Here is a 20611-nt window from a genome sequence, read left to right on the forward strand (position 1 = left end):
CGCGCGTCCTGCGCCGCACGCACGCTGTAGTCGCCCTCGCGCAGCGCGTCCAGCAGGCCACCGAGGGTGCGCAGACGCTGCCCGGCGTCGCGCTGCTGCCAGCGCCACAGCGCCGCGGTCAGCAGCAGCACGCACAGCAGCAACAGCACCGCCTCGGGCCACCGCGGCGCGCCGGCGGCGAGCACCAGCACCAAGGCCAGCAAGGCCGGCGCCACCAGCCACAGCGGCCGGAAGCGCTGTCGCTCAGCCGGCGTCATCGCTGCGCAGCCCGTGCTTGCCCAGGCGCCGGTACAGGCTCTGCCGGGTGATGCCGAGCTGGTCGGCGGTGCGCTGCAGATTGCCCTGGTGCTGCGCCAGCGCCTGCTTCAGCAGCAGCGCCTCGGCTTCTTCCAGGGTGAGTTGCGTCGACAGTGCCGGCACGGCATTCGTCGCCGGCTGCAGGCGCAGGTCGTCGCTGCCCAGGGTGCTGCCGTCGGCCAGCAGCGCCGCGCGCTCCATCGCGTGCGCCAGTTCGCGCACGTTGCCGGGCCAGGCGTAACCGAGCAGGGCGCGCTCGGCGTCGCGCGCCAGCGTCGGCAGCGGCCGCCGGTAGCGGGTGCAGGCGGCGGCCAGGTAATGCCGCGCCAGCGGCAGGATGTCGGCGCCGCGCTCGCGCAGCGGTGGCACCCGCACCTGGAAGGTGTTGAGTCGGTACAGCAGATCCTGGCGGAAGCGGCCGGCCGCCACCTCCGCCTCCAGGTCTGCGTTGGTTGCCGAAACGATGCGCACGTCCACCCGTTGCGTGCGCGAGGAGCCGAGCCGCTCGAACTCGCCGTCCTCGATCGCGCGCAGCAGCTTGGGCTGCTGCTGCAGCGGCAGGTTGCCGATTTCGTCCAGGAACAGGGTGCCGCCGTCGGCCAGTTCGAAACGGCCGGTGCGGTCCTGGCGCGCGTCGGTGTAGGCGCCACGCACGTGACCGAACAGTTCGGCCTCGAACAGGGTCGGCGCCAGGCCGCCGATGTTGACCTTGACGAAGGCCTGCGTGCGGCGCGGCGACCACTGGTGCAGCAACTGCGCCAGCAGGCTCTTGCCGGTACCGTTCTCGCCCAGCAGCAGCACGTTGGCGCCGCTGCCGGCGATGCGCAGCAGATCCTCGACCAAGCGCTGCATCTGTGCCGATTCGGCGACGAAGCCGGCCGCGCCGTCCTGCAGCAACAGCGCCTGCGCCTCGCCGAGCCGTTGCGCGGCGCGGCGGCTGCGGTCCAATGCGATGCGGCTCTCCAGCACCGCCAGGACCCGCGCGTTCTGCCAGGGCTTCTCGATGAAATCCACCGCGCCCTCGCGCATCGCCGCCACCGCCAGTTCGATGCTGGCCCAGGCGGTCATCGCGATTACCGGCAGTCCCGGCCATTGCGCGGCGATCTGCGCGATCAACGCCAGGCCTTCGGCGCCGGAGGTGGTATCGCGGGCATAGTTCATGTCCACCAGCACCGCGGCGAACGCGTCGCCGCGCAGGCAGGCCAGCGCCAGCTCCGGCGACTCGGCGCCGACCATGCCGTAGCCGGCGCTCTTGAGCAGCATGCGCAAGGCCTCGCGCACGTCGGCTTGGTCGTCGACGACGAGAATGCGCGGCAAGGGCGGTGTGCGGGTTTCGGTCATGGCGCAGAGTCTAGCGGCCGGGCGTGGCGGACAGGCGCCACGGCGCCTGTCGTGGCGTACCCGCATCGGAACGCAAAGCGCATCATTCGGCGCGCAAGGCCTGCATCGGCGGCACCCGCGCCGCGCGCCGTGCCGGCGCCAGCGCGGCGAGCAGGCCGGCCGCGGCCAGCACCAACAGCACCGCGCCGATCGCCAGCGGGTCGGCCACGCGCACCTCGAACAAATACCGCTGCAGCAGCCGCGACAGCGCCATCGCCACGCCCAGGCCCAGCAGCAGGCCCACCCCGATCTGCACGCCGGCCTCGCCCAGCACCTGCCGCCGCAGCCGCGCCGGCGGTGCGCCGAGCGCGGCGCGCACGCCGAACTCATGCTGGCGCGCGGCCACCGCCACCGCCATCACCGCATACAGGCCGACCGCCGCCAGCAACAAGGCCAGCCCCGCGAACAGGCCCACCAGCAGCAGGTTGAGCTTCTGTTCGCCGGTGGTGCTGGCGACCAGCGCCTGCATCGGTTGCAGATCGGCGATCGGCTGCTGTGGCGCCACTTCGTCGATGGCGGCACGCAGCGCGCGCTCGTCGGCCCCCAGCGCGCCGGCCCGCAGATGCACCGCATAGGTCAGCGCGCCGAAGCCGCGGAGGATCCGCCACATCGGCTCGCTCATCTGCGCCAGCGGCTGGTACACGGTCGGCTCCGGTGGCTCGGCCGGGCTGGTGTGGCGCACGTCGCCGACCACGCCGACCACCCGCATCGACACGCGCTGGTCGCCGCCGTCGTCGGGCAAGCTGACGATCTTGCCGAGCGCCTGCCCGTGCAGGTAACGCGCAGCGAAGCTGGCGCTGACCACGCAGACCCGCTCGCCTCCGGCCACATCGCTGTCGGCGATCCCGCGCCCGGCCAGCAAGGGAATGCGGAAGACCTCCAGGAACTGCGGCGTGGCCAACCGGTACTGGCTGTCGACGGACGGCGCGCCATCGATCTCCACGCTCCAGCTCAACCGCGTCGCCGTCGGCGGATTGGTCGACACCCCCACGCGGTCGATGCCAGGCACCTGCTGCAAGCGCGCGACGATGCGCCGGGTCTGCTCCACCGCATCGGCCGCGGTGATGTAACGCTCCTTCACCGGCGCCAGGGTGAACACCACCGCCGAGCGGCTCTCGAAGCCCATCGGCACCTCCGCCAGCTTCTGCAGGGTGCGGGTGAACAGGGCCGCGCCGATCAGCAGCACCACGGCGATGGCCACCTGCGCGATCACCAGGACACGGCCGAGGCGGCCGGCCTGCAGGCTCCAACCGCCGCGCCCACCGCCAGCCAGTTCAGTCACCAGATTGCGGCGGCGGCCGCGGACGATGCCCAGCGCTGCGGCCAACAGCGCCGTCGCACCGCCGGCGAGCAGCGCGAACAGCACGCTGGCGCCGCTCAGATGCGGCGCCTCGCCGCGCATCCACATCAGCGGCACCCAGCCGCCGAGCAGACGCAGGCCCAGCCAGGCCAGCACCAGGCCGGCCAGGCTGCCGAGCGCGCCGATCAGCACGCCTTCGGCCAATGCCGGCAGGCTCAAGCGCAGCCACGCTGCGCCCAGCGCGGCACGCACCGCGCTGTCGTGGCTGCGCCCGAGCGCGCGCAACAGCATCAGGCTGGTCAGGTTGATCGCGGCGATCAGCAGCACGCAGGCGGCCGCGGCGAAGAACAGCCACAGGGTGTTGCCGCTGTTGGCGGCGTACAGGCTGTCCTGCAGCGGCAGCGCGTTGGGCGGCCGTCGCTGCAGCGACGCCCACCACGACGCGTCCATGTGCGGGCTGTTGCGCAACAGGGCCTGGAGCGTCGTCGCGGTCTGCGCGGACGCCGCGGCCACGCTGACCCCGGGCCGCAACCGCGCCACCACGATCTCGTTGGTGGACAGGTTGGTCGCGGCCAGGTCCGGCTGCATGTTGCGGATCAGGTCGAACGGCTCGGCCCAGGGGAAGGCCGCCGGCAGCACGCCGACGATCTGCACCGGCTTGCCTTCCACCTGCAGGGTGCGTCCCACCGCGGACGGGTCGCCATCGAAATAGCGTTGCCAGAAACGATGGCTGAGGATCACCGCCTGCGGCCCGCCGGGCCGGCTTTCCTCGTCGTTGAAGTTGCGCCCGGCCGCCATGGGCAGGCCGAGCGTGCGCAGGAAGCCGGCATCGGCACTGATCGACGCGACCACTTCGCTGGCAGCGCCGCGGGCGACGTTGGCCGGCACCGGGAACCCGCGCGCGATGCCGATGGACTGCAGGCTCGACATGCGCCGCAACACCGGGTAGTAGCCGGGTGCAGCGACATTGCGGCCAGGGTCGCTGGACAGGCCGAGGGTGACCAGCCGCTCCGGCTGCGGGAACGGCAGCGGCTTCAGCAAGGCCTGGTCGAGCAGCGCGAACACCGCGGTGGTGGTGGCCACGCCCAGCGCCAGGGTGAGCACCGCCAGCAGCAGATAGCCCGGCTTGCGCGCGAGCGTGCGCCAGGATTGCCGCATCTCGGTCCACTGCAGGGCGGCGCTCATCGTGCCTGCCCCGCGGCGCGTGCCGGCAGCGCCACGTCCTGTTCGTGGCGCAACCGCTCGAAGGTGTCTTCGTCGACGATGCGGCCGTCGAGCATGTGCACGATGCGCTGCGCGCGCCGCGCGAACGCCGGATCGTGGGTGACCATGCACAAGGTGGTGCCGTGGTCGTGCAGTTGTTCCAGCAACTGCATCACCGCCTCGCCGTTGCGGCTGTCCAGGTTGCCGGTGGGTTCGTCGGCGAGCAGGATCGTCGGATTGCCGGCCAGTGCGCGCGCCACCGCCACGCGCTGCTGCTGGCCGCCGGACAACTGCCCCGGATAGTGCTTGTGGCGATGCTGCATGCCGACCAGTTCCAGCACCTCGCGCACGCGCTGGCGGATCTGGCTGCGCTGGGCGCCGTCGCGGTAGGTCAGCGGCAGCGCCACGTTCTCTTCCACGGTGAGGTCGGCGATCAGGTTGAAGGCCTGGAAGATGAAGCCGATCTCGGCGTTGCGGATGCGCGCGCGACCGACCGTGTCCAGCTCGGCGACGCTGCGGCCGTTGAGCCGGTAGGTGCCGCCGCTGGGCGCATCGAGCAGGCCCAGGATCGACAGCAGGGTCGACTTGCCGCAGCCGGACGGGCCTGTGATGGCGACGAAATCGCCAGGCGCCACGTCCAGTGCGATCTCGGCCAGGGCGTGGGTTTCCACTTCCTCGGTGTGGAAGACCTTGCTGAGCCCGTGCAGGTGGATCAGCGGCGTGGCGGATGGTGCGGGAACTGCGGTCATGCGGGATCTCTCCTGGTGAGGCTAGCGTAAGCGCAAGGTGGCGTCGGCATTCCACTGGCTGGTGTCGGACAGCACGACGCGGTCGCCGGCGCGCAGGCCGGCGCGGACTTCGATACGGTCGCTGGAGGCGGCGCCGAAGCGCACGCGGATGCGCTGCGCGGTGTCGCCGCCGTCGCGCAGCACGAACAGGCTGCCGGCGGCGTTGGGCACGGCCAGCGCCGGGCGCGGGATGCTGACCACGTCGCGCAGCGTGCCGAGCACGATGCGGCCGTCCACCGACAGGTCCGGGCGCACGCCGGGCGGCAACGGCGGCGTCAGCCGCACGTCGACCGCCACACTGCCGCTGCGCACCGCCGGATCGATCCGTGCCACCTGCCCGCCGACCACGCCGTTGTGCGTGTCCACCGCCACCGGCAGGCCTTCGATCACGTCCTTGGCCAGGAGTTCGGGCACCTGCAGACGCGCCAGCAGATCGTCCGGGCGCGCCACCCGCGCCAGCTTGGCGCCGGCCTCGACGCGTTGGCCGGGCTCCACGTCCACTTGTTGCAGGATGCCGTCGCTGCCGGCACGCACCTGCAGCGAGTCGGCCTGTTGCGTGGCGATGGCCAGCGCACTGGCGGCCTGCTCGCGCCGTGCCTGTGCCGCACGCAGTTGCGCGGCCATGTTCTGCCGGAACGCGGCGACGCGCTTGCGTTCGATATCGGCACGGCCGCGTTGCTGCGCCTCGACGATCTGGCTCTGGGTGAGATCGATCGCCGAGATCGCGCCGCCGTCGTGGCCGCGCCGGTAGGCCTTGGCCTTGATCTGCGCGATCTGCAACTCGGACTCGGCCTGCGCCTGCAGCGCCTGCTGGTCGAGCAGTTGCGAGGCCAACGCGGCGTGCAGTGCGGCCAGGTCGGCATCGGCGCCGGCCAGCGCGGCGCGTGCGCGATCCAGGCCGGCCTCCAGTTCCGGATTGACCAGTTGCAGGATCGGCGTATCGGCCAGCACGCGCGCGCCGGCCTCGACCCGTTGCTGTTGCACGGTGGCCGGGGCCCCGGCGGTGATCCAGCGGATCTGCCGCGGCACCAGCACGCCGTTGGCGCGGACCTCGCGACGCATCTCGCCGCGCGTGGCCGCATCGATCCACACTTCGCTGCGCGCCACCCTTGGTGCGGCGCGGCCGCTGCCGAGCAGCGCCACGCCCAGCACGATCGCCACGGCAGCGGCTGCCACCAGCCAGCGGCGGCGGTGGCGCCAGAACGAACGGTTCGGGGATTTCGCGATATCCATGCCTGCTGTACAGCAGGCTGCATGCCAATCGGTGAACCGCGCTAACCCATTGAATCCGTTGCGCCGCGACCGCGGCGCGCGCGGTCGCGGCGTCCGCAAGCGGTCGCGCAGCGACCGATTACGGACAGTTGAACGGCCATGCGCCGGTCAGGGCTTCTCCAGCGACGCGCGATAGCGCAGCAGCGCTTCCGGCTCATCGGTCTGGAAGGCGCCGATGCCGGCGCGGTACAGCCGCCCCCACACCGCCTCCGGATCGCGCACCGCATCGGCATCGCCGCCGACGTCGGCGACGAAGCCCTCCCACAGCGTATTGACCAGTAGCCGCACGTGCCGCTGCTTGGCCAACGCCGCCACCGCCGGCAACTGGGCCAGACGCATCCGCGGCAGCTCGATCGCCACCGGCCGCACCTTGCCGTCGGTCTGGGTGCGCACGGTCTGCACCAGGTCGTCGGTGCCCGGCGGGTTGAGCAGCACCGGGGTGAAGTTGATCCGGTCGAACGGCGGCATCGACGCCAGGTCCTGGCTGGCGATGCCGACCTCGGTCTTGACCACCACCTGCCGCTCCATGCCGGCGCGGCGCACCGCCTCGACCACCTCGGCGTAGATCGGCGCCTTGACGTCGAGGTTGAGCATGATCCGGCCCTTGGCCGCGGCCAGCATCTGCTGCAGGGTCAGCGGATGCTGGTCGGTGAGCGGCGCGTCGGCGCCGCCCTCGTCGTCGCGCAGGCGCAACCGCGACAGTTGCGGCCAGGTCAGTTCGGCGACCTTGCCGGTGCCGTCGGTGGTGCGGTCGACGGTGGCGTCATGGAACATCACCAGGGTGCCATCGCCGGCGCGGCGGATGTCGGTTTCCAGCATGTCCACGCCCAGCGTCACGCAGCGCTCCAGCCCCAGCAGCGAGTTCTCCGGTGCGTGCCCGGGAAAGCCGTGCGCCGGCGCGGGATTGTGGCAGCCGCGGTGGGCGACGACGAAGATGCCGCCGTCGGGTGCGGCCAGGCGCGCCTGGATCGGGGCGATGGCGGCGATGGCCGGGGCCGTCGCGGTCAGCAGTGCGGCAATGATCGCGCCGCGCGAGAAAAGCAGGTTCATGGAAGGTCTCCGGCAACGGTCACAGCGACGGGGTGAAGCGCAGGCCGAGCCAGTAGGTGGTCGGCATCGAATAACTGTCCTTCAGCAGGTTCTCGCCGGGGCCGGTGAAGCTGGTGAGGCGGCTGTGGGTGACATTGCTGATCTGGCCGACCACGCTGAGCTGCTTGCTCACCGCCCAGGTCGCCGACAGGTCCAGCTGCGAACGCGGCGCCCAGTACAGATCCTGCCAGGCGATGTTGCTGACGATGGCGCGCAGCGCCTTGCCCTGGCGGTTGTAGGCCGCACGCAGTTCGACGCCGCCGACGGTGTAGAACAGCGAGGCGTTGGCGGTGTAGTCCGGCTGCCCGACCAGGCGATCGACGGTGCGCTGGCTCTGCACCAGGTTGGGCGCGCTGCCGCTGGTGAACGGCACGTCCATGCCGCCATCGAGCAGGGCCAGGTTGGCGCTGGCGCCCAGGCCGGACAGCGCCGGCACGCCCGGGAACAGGGTGTTGAACACTGCGCTCAGTTCCAGGCCGCGCACGTGCGCCTTGGCGGCGTTGGCCGGGGTGCTGATCAGCACGTTGGAATAGGTGGTGCCGTTGAAGCTGAACTGGTCGGTGCGCGAGAGGGTGAAGATCTCGTCCTGGATGCGCTTGTCGAACAGCGCCGCGGCGAGCATGCCGTCGAAGTCGTCGGGCAGGCGCCATTCCAGCGACAGGTCCAGATTGGTGGACACGCGCGGCTTGATGTCGGGATTGCCGATGGTGACGGTCACGCCCTGGGCGTTGGGATTGCCCATGTCGCTGCTGTTGACGAAGCCGATCGAAGTGCGCGCGGCATAGGCGTCGTAGGGCGGACGGCCGAGCGTGCGGCTGGCGCCGGCGCGCAGGTCGAGGCGGTCGTTGACGTGGTAGGTCATCACCGCCGACGGCAGCACCTTGGCGTAGCGCGACTCGGTGGGCGCATCGACGTAGACGTAGCTGCCGGTGGCCGCGTCCAGTTGCCGCTGGCGGCCGACGGTGGACTGGTCGGTATGGTCGTAGTGCAGGCCGGCCTCCACATCGAAATCGTCGGCGCGATAGCCGAACAGGCCGTAGGCACCGAAGATCTCCTCGCGATGGCTGAAGTTGTCCTGGTTGCTGAAGGCGCTCTGGTCGGTGCGGTTGAACGCGCTCAACGGCGTGGCGCCCAGCACCTGGTTGGCCTTGTCCGGATCGATCGCGATCAGGTTCAGGCCCAGGTAGCGCATCGGCGCATTGGACGGCGCCAGCACGTCGGCGATCTTCAGCGGCGGCGCGCTGCGGTTGGGCTGGTATTCGACGCGGTAGATATCGAAACCGGGTTCGTCGCGGGTGTAGCTCAGGCCGCCGCCGAAGCCGAAACCGCGGTCCATCTCGCCACGGTTGAAGGCGTAGTCCAGGCGCCCGGTGAGCACCTTGTCGCGCGCATTGCGCTGGTAGTCCGGACGCCAGTACAGCAGGCTGTAGTTGTCGTAGTTGTAGTACGCCTGCGCCGCCATCGGGAAACGCTGGTTGAGCGCGGAGGTGTCGTAGTTGAAGCCATAGGCCGCCGTCGGCACCACGGTGACGCCGGCGCCGGTCTGCCCGGTGGGCACCGCCGCCGGGCGCTGCGCGCCGGTGACGTACTTGATCATCTTGATCGGTTCGGCATAGGTGGCATCGGACCAGGACGCGCGCGCCGACAGCACCTGACGGTCGTCCGGACGCCACTCGAAGCCGGTCTGGCCGAGCTTGGTGCGGGTGGTGGTGATCTGGTTGGAGTAGCCCACTTCCACGTCGCCGACCGGGTAGGTGCCGCTGGTGGCGGTCTGGTTGTAGACGCGGTTGCGGTTGCGCGGATCGAGGATGACCTCGTTGCGCTCCATGTTGTCGCGGAAATAGTAGTAGCCGGCCATGGCGTAGGCCTGGAGGGATTCGCTCAACCGCGCCTCGAACTTGCCGGTGAGGCCGTAGCGGTCGCGCTTGTCCATCACGTACCAGTACTTGTCCTGCTGCGGCACGGCCCAGCCGTTGCCCAGGTTGGTGCCGCTCTGCAGTACGCCGCTGTTGTCGTAGAACCCGTAGTGCACCGTGTCGGTGGTCATGTGGGTTTCGGTGTAGCTGCTCAGCGTCTGGTAGTTGCCGGACAGGGTCAGGCCGTACTGCCCTTCGCTGCCGAAGGTGCGGCTGCCGGTGGCGAGCAGGCGGTAGCCCGGGTCGTCCTGGTCGCGCGGCTTGCCGACGTCGTTGGCATGGCCCAGTGAGGCCTCGGCGGTGAAGAACGGCTTGCCGCCGTTCTCGAACGCGCTGCGGGTCTTGAGGTTGATCGCACCGCCGGTGGCGTTCGGGTCCAGGTCCGGAGTGAAGGTCTTGATGACCTGCAGTTCGCTGACCATCGAGGCCGGCAGGATGTCCAGGCGCACGCCGCGGGTGATCGAGCCCAGCGTGCCGTTGGGCGTGCCCGGCGAGGCCACGGTCAGGCCGTCGATGGTGACGTTGTTGTAGGACGGGCCGAGGCCGCGCAGCACCGGGGTGGCGGCTTCGTCGCGCGGATGCTCGTTGTCGGTGGCCGGCAGCACCGACAGGCCGGGGATGCGGCGCAGCGCCTCGACGATGGTGGTGTCCGGCAGCGCACGCACGTCGGTGGAGCTGACCACGTCGGTGATGTTGGTGGCCGCGCGCTTGCTCTCGATCGCGGCGGCATTGGCCTTGCGCACGCCGGTGACCATCACGCTGGACAGCGTGGTGGTGCCGTCGCCGCTGGCGGCGGCGTTGGGCGTGGTATCGGGCGTGGAGGTTGGCGTGGTGTCGCCGACGGCCGGCGCGGCGACAGTGCTGGCGTCGGCGGCGAGCGTCGCCGTGGTGGATGCGGCGTCCTGCGCGAGCGCGGCCTGGCAGCTGGCGGCGAGCGCGCAGACGATCAGCGCGCGGCGCCGATGGGTGAGTGGTTGCATGGCGATGTCCCCTGGTTGACCGAATTAAGTAACTTAAAGTTCGTTATTTAATCCCAGGGATATGACGCTGCGATGGCGGCCAGCGGAAAGCCTGGCGACAGCGCCCGCGCGGCAGTGGCCACGGCGTTTCGTACGGCATCGGCCAACGGCCGGCCGCTCGCAGGGCTTGGAGCGGCCAATGGCATCGCTGCCGGCGCAACGGCGCCGGCACCGTGATCGCCAGGGCGCGGCGGCGGCGCGGCGCGGATCAGGGCGCTGGCGCGCGCGGCGGCAGCAGGCCCAGCGCGACCAGGTCCTCGCGCAAGGTGACGGCGTCGCGGAACTGCAGCGCATGCATGCCGGTGGCCGCAGCGGCGTGCACGTTGCGCGGCGCGTCGTCGATGAACACCGCCCGCGCCGGGTCGATCGCATAGCGTTCGCACAGCAGCGCGAAGATCGCCGGATCCGGCTTGACCAGGCGCACCTCGCCCGACACCAGCATGCCTTCGAACCACTGCAGGAACGGATAGCGCTCGCGTGCGATCGGGAAGGTCTCGTGCGACCAGTTGGTCAATGCGTACAGCCGCACGCCCTGCCCGCGCAGTTCCTCCAGCACTGCCACCGTGGCGTCCAGCGCGCCGCCCAGCATCTCCGGCCAGCGCGCGTGGTAGGCGGCGATCATCGGCGCATGCGCCGGATGCAGCGCGCTCAGTTCGGCCACCGCCTCCTGCCATGGCCGCCCGGCATCCTGACGCTCGTTCCACTGCGGGCTGCACACCTCGCGCAGGAAGGTTTCCATCGCCGCATCGTCGTCGAACAGGCGGCGGTACAGATGGCGCGGATTCCAGTCGATCAGGACACCGCCGAGATCGAACACCACGGTGTCCAGGTGGGGTGCGGCAGGCGGGGAGGATGCGTGGGGCATGACAGGCTCCAGGAACGAGAGGGGGACGCAGCGGCGGACCAGGCGCGCGCCGGCGGCGGCGCGCTGGGTGCGGCGGTCATGGTAGCCGTCCCTTCGGGCTGACATTGCTGGTCGGCGTCCCCTCACCCCCGGCCCTTAGGGGGTTGGTGCGGCGTTGCTGGTGGGGTTCTCTGGCGGTCGTACCCTCACCCCCGGCCCCTCTCCCGGGGGGAGAGGGGAGTTGGTGCGACGTCGCTGTTGGGCGGCCCTGGCGGTCGGACCCTCACCCCCAGCCCCTCTCCCGGGGGGAGAGGGGGGCTTTCGTCAGGGCTGCACGACGTTGATCGTGCCGGGGTTGCTGCGCCCCACCCCGCGCAGGTCGGGGCGGTACATGTCCTCGACCAGCGACGGCGGCACCGTGTAGGTGCCCGGGGTCACCGCGCGCACCAGGTAGAACACCTGCGCCTTGCTGCCCGCCGACAGGCTCAGCGCGGCCACGTAGCGGTCGTCGCGGAACTCCTCGTGCTTGACGTCGGCGGCGTTGGAGCGGTCGCTGATCTCGATGCCGTCCACCACCACGTCGGCCCACTGCTTGGCGTCGCCCAGGTTGAAGTTCTCGATCTCCAGGCCGGCCGGCAGCAGGTCGGTCAGCAGCGCGTCGGGCATGCTGGTGTCGGAGGTGATGGTGACGCGCACGATCAGCGCCTCGCCCTCCTTCAGCGGCTGCGGCGTCCACGGCTTGCCGTCGGTGCCGTAGAAGCTGCGCTCCACCTTCAGCGTGCTGTCGTCGGCCGCCGGCGGAGTGCGCGGCACGCCGGCGATTTCCAGGCTGGCGTACAGCGGCGGCTGGCCCTGCGGCACGAAGTGCACGCCGCGCGCCAGCTCGGCCTCGCCGAACTGGCGGCCGAAGGCCTTGGCCGGGGCGATCGCCTCGCTGCTGTCGCCGATGCTCAACTGCCCGGACACCTGCGCGGTCTGGCTGTTGAGCAAGGCCTTGCCCATGCGCGCCAGCGCCACCTGCTCCTGCGTGCTCAGCCACAGCCAGCCGCCGCGGCGGCGCGCGTCCAGCTCGCGGCCCAGCGCCATCACCCGTGCGTCGTACTCGGGCTTGGCCAGGCCGCGCTCGTGCAGCAGCGCGACCATCAGCGCGTCGTCGCGGACCACGCTGCCGTAGTCGCCGAAGTAGCGCGGCCGGTCGGCGCTGTCCTTGGCGAAACCGGCGGCGATCGCCGCCTCGCCACGCTTCTTGTCGCCCTGCAGCGACAGCGCCACGCCCAGGTGCACCAGCGACAGGCCGGTCAGCGCCTTGCCGCGGTCGTTGTCGTACAGCGCGCGCAGCGTGCCCAGCGGCGCGCGGTTGACCCGCGCCAGCACGTAGCCGGACCAGGCCTGGTTGGCGAACTTCAGGTTCTCGCGGCGGTCCTGGCCGTAGAAGTTGTTGCCGCCGGACAGCAGGTCCTCGCTGAGCCGGTTCAACGCCTTCTGCAGCACGTTGTCGGGCACCGCGAAACCGGCGTCCTTGGCGTCGAGCAGGAACTCGGCGATGTACGGGGTCAGCCCCGGATTGACGTAGCCGTCGTCGCCCCACATCGAGAAGTGGCCGCTGGAGACCTGCATCGAGGCCAGCCGCCCGAACGCACCTTCCATGCGCGCGCGGCGCGTGGCCGCATCCAGGCCCTTGACCCCGAGCAAGCGCGCGGTGGCGTCGTCGAGCAGCAGCGCGGCGTAGCCCTTGCTGGTGGTCTGCTCGGCGCAGCCGTAGGGGTATTCCAGCGCGCCCTGCAGGGCGCTGGCGAACGGAATCGGCGGCAAGGCGCTGACCAGCATGCGCGCGTTGACCGAGCCGGCCATCAGGCCTTCGGCATCGCTGGCGCCCAGGGTCACCGGCGCCAGCGTGTCCAGCACGCGGGTCTGCGTGCGCAGCACCGACGGCCACGCCGCGCGCACCGGCAGGTCGTAGCGGCGGTCGGCGGCATAGCCATTGCCTTCCACCCGCACCCGCACCTTGGCCACCGTGTAGCCTTCCTGCGCCACCAGCGGGAAGCTCAGCGTGGCCTTGCCGTCCTTGCCCAGCTTGGCGCTGCGCGCGTTGTCGGCGATCGCCAGCGGGCCTTCGCCATCCACGCGCACCTTGAACTCGCCCGGCTGGCCGGTGAAGTTCTGCACGTCCAGGGTCACCGTGCTGCGGTCGCCCGGCGCCATCACCCGCGGCATGCTGGCCTCGGCCACGATCGGCGCGCGCACCAGGGTCTCCACGTCGCGGTTGCCGTAGCGCTCGTCCGAATAGACCAGCGCCGACACGCGCAGGGTGCCGTTGAAGTCCGGCACCGGCAGTTGCACGCGGGCGTTGCCCTTGGCGTCGAGCTGCACGGGGCCGGAGAACAGGTCCACCGTCTGCACCCGCGCGGTCGGCCGCTTGGCCTGCGGCAACGCCGCCAGCGCCATGTCGCCGCCGAAGCGCAGCTTGCCGGTGCCGCCCTCGAAGCTCTCGATGACCCGGCCGTAGATGTCGTACGCATCCACGCCCAGGCGCCGCTGCGCGAAGAACTGCGCATTGGCGTCGGGCACCGGGAAGCGGGTGATGTTGAGGATGCCCACGTCCACCGCGGAGATGGTCACGTGCGCCTGCTTGCCGGCCAGTTCCGGCACGCTCACCGTCACCGGCAGCGGCTGCTCCGGACGCATCTGCTTGGGCGCGACCAGGCCCACCGCCACGCGCCGGGCCTTGCGGTCCATCGGCACGTAGGCCACGCCGACCGCGCGCGCCGGGGTGATCTTGCTCGGCGCCGAGCCGCCGCGGAACACCAGCGCGGTGACATAGACGTCGTGCCGCTCCCAGTCCTTGGTCACCGGGATCTCAAACGTGCTGCCCGGCTTCACGTCGATGTCCTGCACGTACAGCATGCGGTCGCTCTCGACCATCAGCAGGCCGGGGCCGGCGTGCGGCGGGGTCAGGGTGACCTTGAGCGTGTCGCCGGCCTTGTAGCCAGTCTTGTCCAGCGCCAGCTTGACCTTGTCCGGGCGCGCGTCGAGGCCGCGGTTGTCGTCGTTCCAGCTCCAGCCCGCGTGGAACGGATAGCGCGTGGTCAGGCCGGTGGCCGGGTCGAACACGTCCACCCGGTACTCGCCCCACTCCACCGGGAAATCGAACTTGGCGGCGCTGGCCCCGGCATCGACGGTGAGCGTCTGCTTGTTCTCGAAGCGACGGGTGAAATCGTAATCCCAGCGGTTGTCGGTGAACGCCCAGTGGTAGTCGCGCAGCTCGCGCACCAGGGTCACCTTCAGGCCCTTGGCCGGCTGTGGCTTGCCCTGCGCATCCACCCGCATCAGTTCGAAACGCGCATTGGCGTTGGCGTCGGCGCCGTCCTTGTCGTCGAACAGCGGGCGCACGCCGACCAGCGCCGGCGCCGGCCACAGCACGCGCTTGAGCGTGCGGGTGACGGTGCGGCCGCCGGTCTCGTACACGCTGGCCGAGACCAGCGCGGCGATGGTGCTGGTCGGCTTGGCCTCGTCGGGCAGCGCCAGGTCCTCGCTGAGCTTGCCGTCGGCACCGAATTCGGTGTCGACCACGTCCTTGGCTTCGCGCGGCAACTGCAGGGTCGGGTCGCCGAAGAAGTAGCCCGGCAACGCCTCCACCGGATGCTGCTCGACCGCCACCGCCAGCTTGGCGGTGAAGCGGTTGCCCGCGGCCGGCGCGCCGTACAGGTAGGCGGCGGTGGCCTGCAGCTTGAACGGCTCACCCGGCTTGAGCGTCTTCTGCGTGCTGTCCAGGTCCAGCTTCATCCGCTCGGGCAGGAACTCCTCGATGCGCAGGGTCATGCCCTGCACCGCTTCCTTGCTGGTCGGGTCGGTGCGGAACTCCACCTGCCAGCGCCCGGTCGGCGCATCGGCGGGGATCAGCTGCTCGAAACTGAAGTAGCCCTGCTCGCCCGGCTGGAGCCGGGTCTCGCGGAAGATCTTGCCGTCGGGCTGCTTGAGCCGCAGGAACACCGGCTGCGCACCCTTGCCGGTGGTCGGCACCGGTTTGCCGTCGTTGTCGCGCAGCAGCGCCGACACCCGCACGGTCTCGCCGGGGCGGTACAGGTCGCGGCCGGACCAGGCGAACACGTCGAACCAGGCGTTCTCGCGCCCGGCCACCGCGAACTCGCTCAGGTCCAGCGCCGGCTGGTTGAACGGCAGCATCGACAGGTCGGTGCCGCTGCGCGCCACCAGCACCTGGCCGGCGTCGAGCGTGTAGTTCAGCAGCGCATTGCCGTTGTCGTCGGTCTGGCCCTTCAGGAACAGCTCGCCGTCGGCGCCGAGCACGCGCAGCTCCACCTTCTTCAGCGGCTCGCCGCTCTGCAGCGAGGCGGTGTGCACGAACAGCTTGTCCTTGTAGGCGCGCGCGTGCAGGCCGATGTCGCTGACGGTGAAGAAGGCGGTGTCGTATTCGTTGTCGAACTTGCCGGGGCGGCGCAGCACCGCGAAGTACAGGCCCGGCGCCTGCAGTTCCTTGATTTCCTGGATCGGCAGGTAGGTCAGCGCGCGCTCGTTCTTGTCGCCACCGAGCACGAAGCGGTTGACGTAGACCGAGTCGGCCATCTGCGAGATCGGGGTGTGCTCGCCGTAGTCGCTGTCCAGCTCCCAGGTGCCGCGGCGGCCGCCGCGCTGGTACTGGGCGAAGAACGTCGGCAGCGCGCCCTCCTTGACCCGCATGAACTCCACGTCCACTTCCGGCACGTTGAGCGAGACCACCGGCAGCCCGCGGCTCTCGCGCGCCGGCAGCACGCTGCCCTGCGAGGCGAAGCCGACCGCCGGGGTCAGTTCGCCGGTGTAGACCTTCTGCTTGAGCGGCTTGCCCAGGCGGCTGCCGTCGGCGGCCAGCAAATCGGCCGAGATCACCACGGTGTAGTCCTTGGCCGCCTCCACGTAGGGGTAGCGCAGGGTCTTGCCGTCGTCGGACAGCGACCAGGCGCTCTCGTCGGTGCCGACCTTCTCCTCGAAGCGCAGCAGCTTGTCGAAATCCTGGGTGCCGACCAGCGGCCGCGAGAACTCCAGCGCCAGCGACAGCCCGTCGCTCTTCTGGTCGGGATAGGCGCGGACCAGGCCGAAGCCCTTCATCGCTTCCTTCTGCCCCTTCACCGGCTCGCCGCTGGCCTCGGGCAACTGCCCGGATTCGTTGCGCTTGCAGCCGCCCAGCGCCAGCGCCAGGCCCAGCAGCAAGAACGTCCCCATCAACCCCGCGCGCAGGCCCGCCCAGCGCCGCTTCGAATCCGTGTGCATGCGTTCGCTCCGTGAATGTGGCGCGAGTATAAAGCGCCGGCGCGACGGCTGGAGAGGCGAAGGTGCGCCATCCGTCGGCGTGTGCGCGGCAGGCTGCCGTCGGCGCGGAAGCACGTCCCGCCACCGCGCCACCGGCCGCCGCGTGGATCTCGTCGGCACGGCTCTACATGGCCTCGGGCCATCAGCCGCAACAGATATCCCCGGGAACGCCCGTCGTGGCTGAAGCCGCTCTTACCCTGAGTACCCGCGCACCTTCGCTCGAGGTCATGTGGGAGGGACTTCGGTCCCGGCGCGGCGGCAGTGAAGGTGCCGATGGCTCCACTCGTCGGGACTGAAGTCCCTCCCACAGGGGAGCCAATCCGATCGCCCATGCCGACAGCACCCACTGCGCGCGCCTCATGTGGGAGGGACTTCAGTGCCGACTGCAGTGCAACGGATCGGCCAGTGGCTCCGCTTGTCGCGATGAAGCTGCTCCCACAGCGGGCAATCCCATGCGCCATGCCGACACCCACAGCACCGGCGGCGCGAGCCTCTTGTGGGAGGGACTTCAGTCCCGACTGCAGTGCAACGGATCGGCCCACTGCCCCGCTTGTCGCGACCACACGTCAGCGCAGCAGCCGCTGCATGTACAGCGCGATCAGCCGCGGCCGGTCCAGTGCCAGGCAGACCTGCGCGTTGGCCGCGGCGCCCGGCGCGTCCGCGGTCGGCGTCTCGCGGGTGTAGCCCTTGTCGTCGACCACGATGCGCAGCGGCACGGTGGGGCACAGGCCGAGATCCAGCAACTGCGCCACCGGCACCACGTCGAACAGGGTCGGGGTGGCGCTGGCCCAGGGCTGGTCGGTGTCGCGCCACTGATAGTAGAGCTGCGCCAGCGCGTCGGTCAGCGGCTCGCCATGGGCGAACAGCGCCACCCGCTCCGGCTCCTCCAGGGTCACCTGGGTGGCGTCCAGCGGCAGCATCACGATCGGCACGCCGGCGCCGAACACGCGCTGCGCGGCGGGGATGTCGGCGGCGATGTTGTACTCGGCCGCCGGCGGACTCGGTGGGCGGTAGCGCGACTTGCCGTAGCCCACGCGTACCGAGCCGCCCATCAGCACCACCTGCTTGAGCTGGGCGAAGCCGGCCGGGTCGCGCTGCTGCGCGCGCGCCGCGTCGGTCAGCGGGCCGAGCACCAGCAGGGTGACTTCGCCGGGATGGCGCCGCGCCTGGTCCAGGATGAACTGCGCCGCATCCGGCGCCTTGCGCGGCAGCGTGCCCTTCGCCGCCCAGCGCGCCTGGCTGAAGGGGATGGTGCTGTCGGTGCGCTCCCCGATCGCCAGCGGGATGTCGTTGCGGCCGGCCTGCTGCAGCAGCCGCTGCAGCAGTTGTGCGCGCAGGCCGGTGTCGCCCCAGGCCGAGGCGATGCCCAGCACCTGCAGCTCCGGGCTGCGCAACAGCAGCGCCAGCGCGAATGCATCGTCGATGTCGTCGCCGACATCGGTGGACACCACCACCTTCTGCACCGGTGCGCTCGTCGTTGGCGCTGGCGCCGCCACCGCATCGGCCGTCCAGGTCGCCGCGATCAGCAGCGCCGACGCCGCCCATTGCTTCAGCACGCGCATGCGCGTCTCCCAAAAAAGAACCGCCGGCATGATAGCCGGCGGTCGGTGTTGCAACGGCGAGGCCGCGAATCAGAAGTTGGCGCGGAACTGTGCGCCGACGATGCGCGGATCGTTGATGAAGCCGGTGAGGTTGTTGAAGTCGATCGCACCGGTGGCGCGGATCTGGTTGGTGCAGTTGCGGCAGAACACCGAGACCTCGTACGCGCCGGCGCCCCAGTTGTAGCCGATCTTGGCACCGCCCTCGAGCAGCGGCTGGCCGACGAACTCGCGCGAGTTGTACAGGAAGAAGTTGATCTCGCTGCGGTAGGACCAATCGGTGAAGAAGAAGAACTCGGCGTCGTCGCCGACCGGGATGCCGTAGCGCAGGGTCGCGTTGCCCATCCACTTGGCCGCCTGCGGCAGCACGTTGCCGTCGATCAGCGCACGGCCGGAGGCATTGATCGGATCGGTCACGGTGCAGGTGCGGCACACGCCCACCGACAGGGTCGGGTCCTCGATGCGGGTCCAGTTGTAGGCGCCGCCCAGGGTCATGCGCAGGTTCTGGGTCAGCAGCGCTTCGAAGTCGAACTCGGCGCCGCGCGCCTTGGAGGCCTTGGCGTTGAGCAGGCGCACGTCGTTGGAGGCGCCGCCGACCGCGGTCAGCTGCTGGTTCTTCACCTTGAAGTCGTAGACGTCGAAGCTCAGGCGCGCACGCTTGTCGAACAGGTCGGACTTGATGCCGATCTCGTAGGAATCCACGGTCTCCGGCGCGGCCACGGTCAGCGGCGCGGTGGCCGACGGCACGCCGAAGCTGGCGCCGCGGAAACCGCGGGCGGCGCGCCCGTAGACGTTGACGTTGTCGTTGATGGTGTAAGTGGCGCTGAGGTCGCCGGTGACCTTGGAATTGTCGGTGCTGCCGCTGGAGGGCTGCTGCAGGGTCACGCGGTCCAGCGCGAGCACGTCGAAGGTCTTCTTGTCGTAGGTGTAGCGGATGCCGGCGCGCAGGTTCAGGCGCTCGGTGGCCGCGTAGTTCAGCGAGCCGAACGCCGCCCACGAGGTGTTGCGCTGGCGGGTCAGCTGGTAGCTGGACAGGGTGCCGCCGGCCAGGGTGTTGTAGGTGTAGTTCTCGCCTTCCACCGAATCGTTGAAGTAGTACAGGCCGGCCTGCCAGTTCAGCGGCCCGGCGTACTGCGACTCGGCGCGCAGCTCCTGCGAATACTGGTCCAGGTTCTTGATGCCGCCGGCGGTCTCCACCGGGAACGGGATCACCCCGGGGCCGGACGGCGGCGCGAACACCGCGCCGTAGCCGCCGTCGATGTCGCCGCGGCTGTAGTACTTGCCGATGCCCTCGTAGCCGGTGATCGAGTGCAGCACGATGTCGCCCAGGTCCCAGGTCAGGTTGGCGCTGCCGCCGTAGGTCTGCAGTTCCTGGGTGTTCTTGCCGTCGATGGACACCTTGTCCGGGTCGAAGCCGGCGACCAGCTGGTTGGTGCCCGGCTGGAAGATGTTGGCGCGGAACAGCCGCGCGGTGCCGTCGAGGTGGCGCGCATGCGCGTTGAGCAGCGCGCTGAAGTCCTCGCCCGGCTGGAACAGCACCTGCAGGCGCACCGCCGAGTCCATGTAGCCTTCGAAGGAGCGGTTGTCGATGGTGTTGTCGACCCAGTCGCCACGGCGCTGGCCCAGCGCCGACAGGCGCGCGGCCCACTTGTCGCCCATCGCCACGCTCAGGCCGGTTTCCATGGTCATGGTGCCGTAGGTGCCGTAGGACAGACTGGCGTAGCCGTCGTTGGCGCCGATGGTCGGCTTGACCGAGTTGAACTTGACCACGCCGGCGGGGGTGTTGCGGCCGAACAGCGTGCCCTGCGGGCCGCGCAGCACTTCCAGGCTCTGCAGGTCGAAGATCGGGAAGCCCTTCAGGAACGCGTTCTCGGCGACCACGTCGTCATAGATCAGCGACACCGGCTGCGAGGCGTAGGTGTTGAAGTCGGTGTTGCCGTAGCCGCGGATGTAGAAGCGCGGGAACACGCGGCCGTTGGACGACTCGACGTTGAGGCTGGGCGCCTTGCCGGCCAGCACGCGCACGTCCGAGCCGCTGGTGGCGATGGCGTCCAGGTATTCCGGGCGCAGCACGCTGGCCGACACCGGCACGTCCTTGGAGTCCTCGGCGCGGCGCTCGGCGGTGACCTTGATCGTGTCCAGACGGGCGACCCCGTCGGTGCTGTCCGCCTGCTGGGCGGCGGCGGGGAACGAAAGCGCGGAAACGACGGCAACGGCAAGCGCACTGGCGCGCAGCGACCAACTGGCAGACATGGGAACTCCGGGATGGGTGGGCGTAATCGGGAGCGCGCCGAGTCCTTGCCGCGCCGCAGCATAATTAACACAAAATATACAACCTGCGGCGGCCGGCGTCACCTGGGGAGGCGGGGATTTGGGATTGGGGAGTCGGGATTGGCAAAAGCGGGGCCGTTGCGGGGGCTGCTCGCCTGCCGGCCCGGGCCGGCTTCCCTTCTCGGATGGCCGCAGCCGCTTTTGGTCGCGTCGGGACTGAAGTCCCTCCCACAAGGCATCTCGCGGTCCCATGCTCCGCCACCGCCACCGCCACCGGTGCCGGCGACTGCGCGCTGTGCATGTCCTTGTGGGAGGGACTTCAGTCCCGACGCG

At 70.3% G+C, this 20611-nt stretch carries 10 protein-coding genes; all 10 read right to left on the bottom strand.

Annotated elements, in window-relative coordinates; all coding sequences use genetic code 11:
* Nucleotides 1-243: 243 nt before the first annotated feature.
* Nucleotides 244-1638 carry a sigma-54-dependent transcriptional regulator gene (locus ACHWVH_RS06955; RefSeq protein WP_394686877.1) on the bottom strand — a complete coding sequence of 465 codons (1395 nt, stop codon included), beginning with the start codon at nt 1636-1638 and terminating at the stop codon, nt 244-246.
* 82 nt (nt 1639-1720) lie between these two features.
* Nucleotides 1721-4162: an ADOP family duplicated permease gene (locus ACHWVH_RS06960; protein WP_394686878.1), complete on the bottom strand. Its 2442-nt coding sequence runs from the start codon at nt 4160-4162 to the stop codon at nt 1721-1723.
* Nucleotides 4159-4929 (bottom strand): ABC transporter ATP-binding protein, encoded by a 771-nt coding sequence (locus tag ACHWVH_RS06965; RefSeq protein ID WP_320739457.1) that lies wholly within the window; start codon nt 4927-4929, stop codon nt 4159-4161. The genes ACHWVH_RS06960 and ACHWVH_RS06965 overlap by 4 nt, the downstream gene beginning before the upstream one ends.
* A gap of 21 nt (nt 4930-4950) precedes the next feature.
* The gene (locus tag ACHWVH_RS06970) at nt 4951-6201 is read right to left on the bottom strand and encodes an efflux RND transporter periplasmic adaptor subunit (protein WP_152235946.1); all 1251 of its coding nucleotides are present in this window, start codon (nt 6199-6201) and stop codon (nt 4951-4953) included.
* Nucleotides 6202-6348: 147 nt separating this feature from the next.
* Nucleotides 6349-7290: a glycerophosphodiester phosphodiesterase family protein gene (locus tag ACHWVH_RS06975; RefSeq protein WP_394686879.1), complete on the bottom strand. Its 942-nt coding sequence runs from the start codon at nt 7288-7290 to the stop codon at nt 6349-6351.
* A gap of 19 nt (nt 7291-7309) precedes the next feature.
* Nucleotides 7310-10225: a TonB-dependent receptor gene (locus tag ACHWVH_RS06980; RefSeq protein ID WP_267117649.1), complete on the bottom strand. Its 2916-nt coding sequence runs from the start codon at nt 10223-10225 to the stop codon at nt 7310-7312.
* A gap of 247 nt (nt 10226-10472) precedes the next feature.
* Complete coding sequence (locus ACHWVH_RS06985) at nt 10473-11129, bottom strand: HAD family phosphatase (RefSeq protein ID WP_295927248.1); 657 nt, start codon at nt 11127-11129, stop codon at nt 10473-10475.
* A 303-nt stretch (nt 11130-11432) separates the two neighbouring features.
* A complete protein-coding gene (locus ACHWVH_RS06990) occupies nt 11433-16322 on the bottom strand; it encodes an alpha-2-macroglobulin (protein WP_394686881.1) in 4890 nt (1629 codons plus the stop codon).
* A 653-nt stretch (nt 16323-16975) separates the two neighbouring features.
* Nucleotides 16976-17965, bottom strand: coding sequence for a nucleoside hydrolase (locus ACHWVH_RS06995; RefSeq protein ID WP_394686882.1), 990 nt, complete (start codon nt 17963-17965; stop codon nt 16976-16978).
* A 75-nt stretch (nt 17966-18040) separates the two neighbouring features.
* Nucleotides 18041-20260: a TonB-dependent receptor gene (locus ACHWVH_RS07000; RefSeq protein ID WP_394686880.1), complete on the bottom strand. Its 2220-nt coding sequence runs from the start codon at nt 20258-20260 to the stop codon at nt 18041-18043.
* Nucleotides 20261-20611: the final 351 nt, after the last annotated feature.

The sequence above is a fragment of the uncultured Xanthomonas sp. genome (assembly GCF_964278005.1).
Lineage (GTDB): Bacteria > Pseudomonadota > Gammaproteobacteria > Xanthomonadales > Xanthomonadaceae > Xanthomonas_A > Xanthomonas_A sontii.

What these genes read in the sequence shown, in the direction of transcription:
- ACHWVH_RS06955 (WP_394686877.1), bottom strand. Translation starts at nt 1,638, where the DNA reads ATGACCGAAACCCGCACACCGCCCTTGCCGCGCATTCTCGTCGTCGAC.
- ACHWVH_RS06960 (WP_394686878.1), bottom strand. Translation starts at nt 4,162, where the DNA reads ATGAGCGCCGCCCTGCAGTGGACCGAGATGCGGCAATCCTGGCGCACG.
- ACHWVH_RS06965 (WP_320739457.1), bottom strand. Translation starts at nt 4,929, where the DNA reads ATGACCGCAGTTCCCGCACCATCCGCCACGCCGCTGATCCACCTGCAC.
- ACHWVH_RS06970 (WP_152235946.1), bottom strand. Translation starts at nt 6,201, where the DNA reads ATGGATATCGCGAAATCCCCGAACCGTTCGTTCTGGCGCCACCGCCGC.
- ACHWVH_RS06975 (WP_394686879.1), bottom strand. Translation starts at nt 7,290, where the DNA reads ATGAACCTGCTTTTCTCGCGCGGCGCGATCATTGCCGCACTGCTGACC.
- ACHWVH_RS06980 (WP_267117649.1), bottom strand. Translation starts at nt 10,225, where the DNA reads ATGCAACCACTCACCCATCGGCGCCGCGCGCTGATCGTCTGCGCGCTC.
- ACHWVH_RS06985 (WP_295927248.1), bottom strand. Translation starts at nt 11,129, where the DNA reads ATGCCCCACGCATCCTCCCCGCCTGCCGCACCCCACCTGGACACCGTG.
- ACHWVH_RS06990 (WP_394686881.1), bottom strand. Translation starts at nt 16,322, where the DNA reads ATGGGGACGTTCTTGCTGCTGGGCCTGGCGCTGGCGCTGGGCGGCTGC.
- ACHWVH_RS07000 (WP_394686880.1), bottom strand. Translation starts at nt 20,260, where the DNA reads ATGTCTGCCAGTTGGTCGCTGCGCGCCAGTGCGCTTGCCGTTGCCGTC.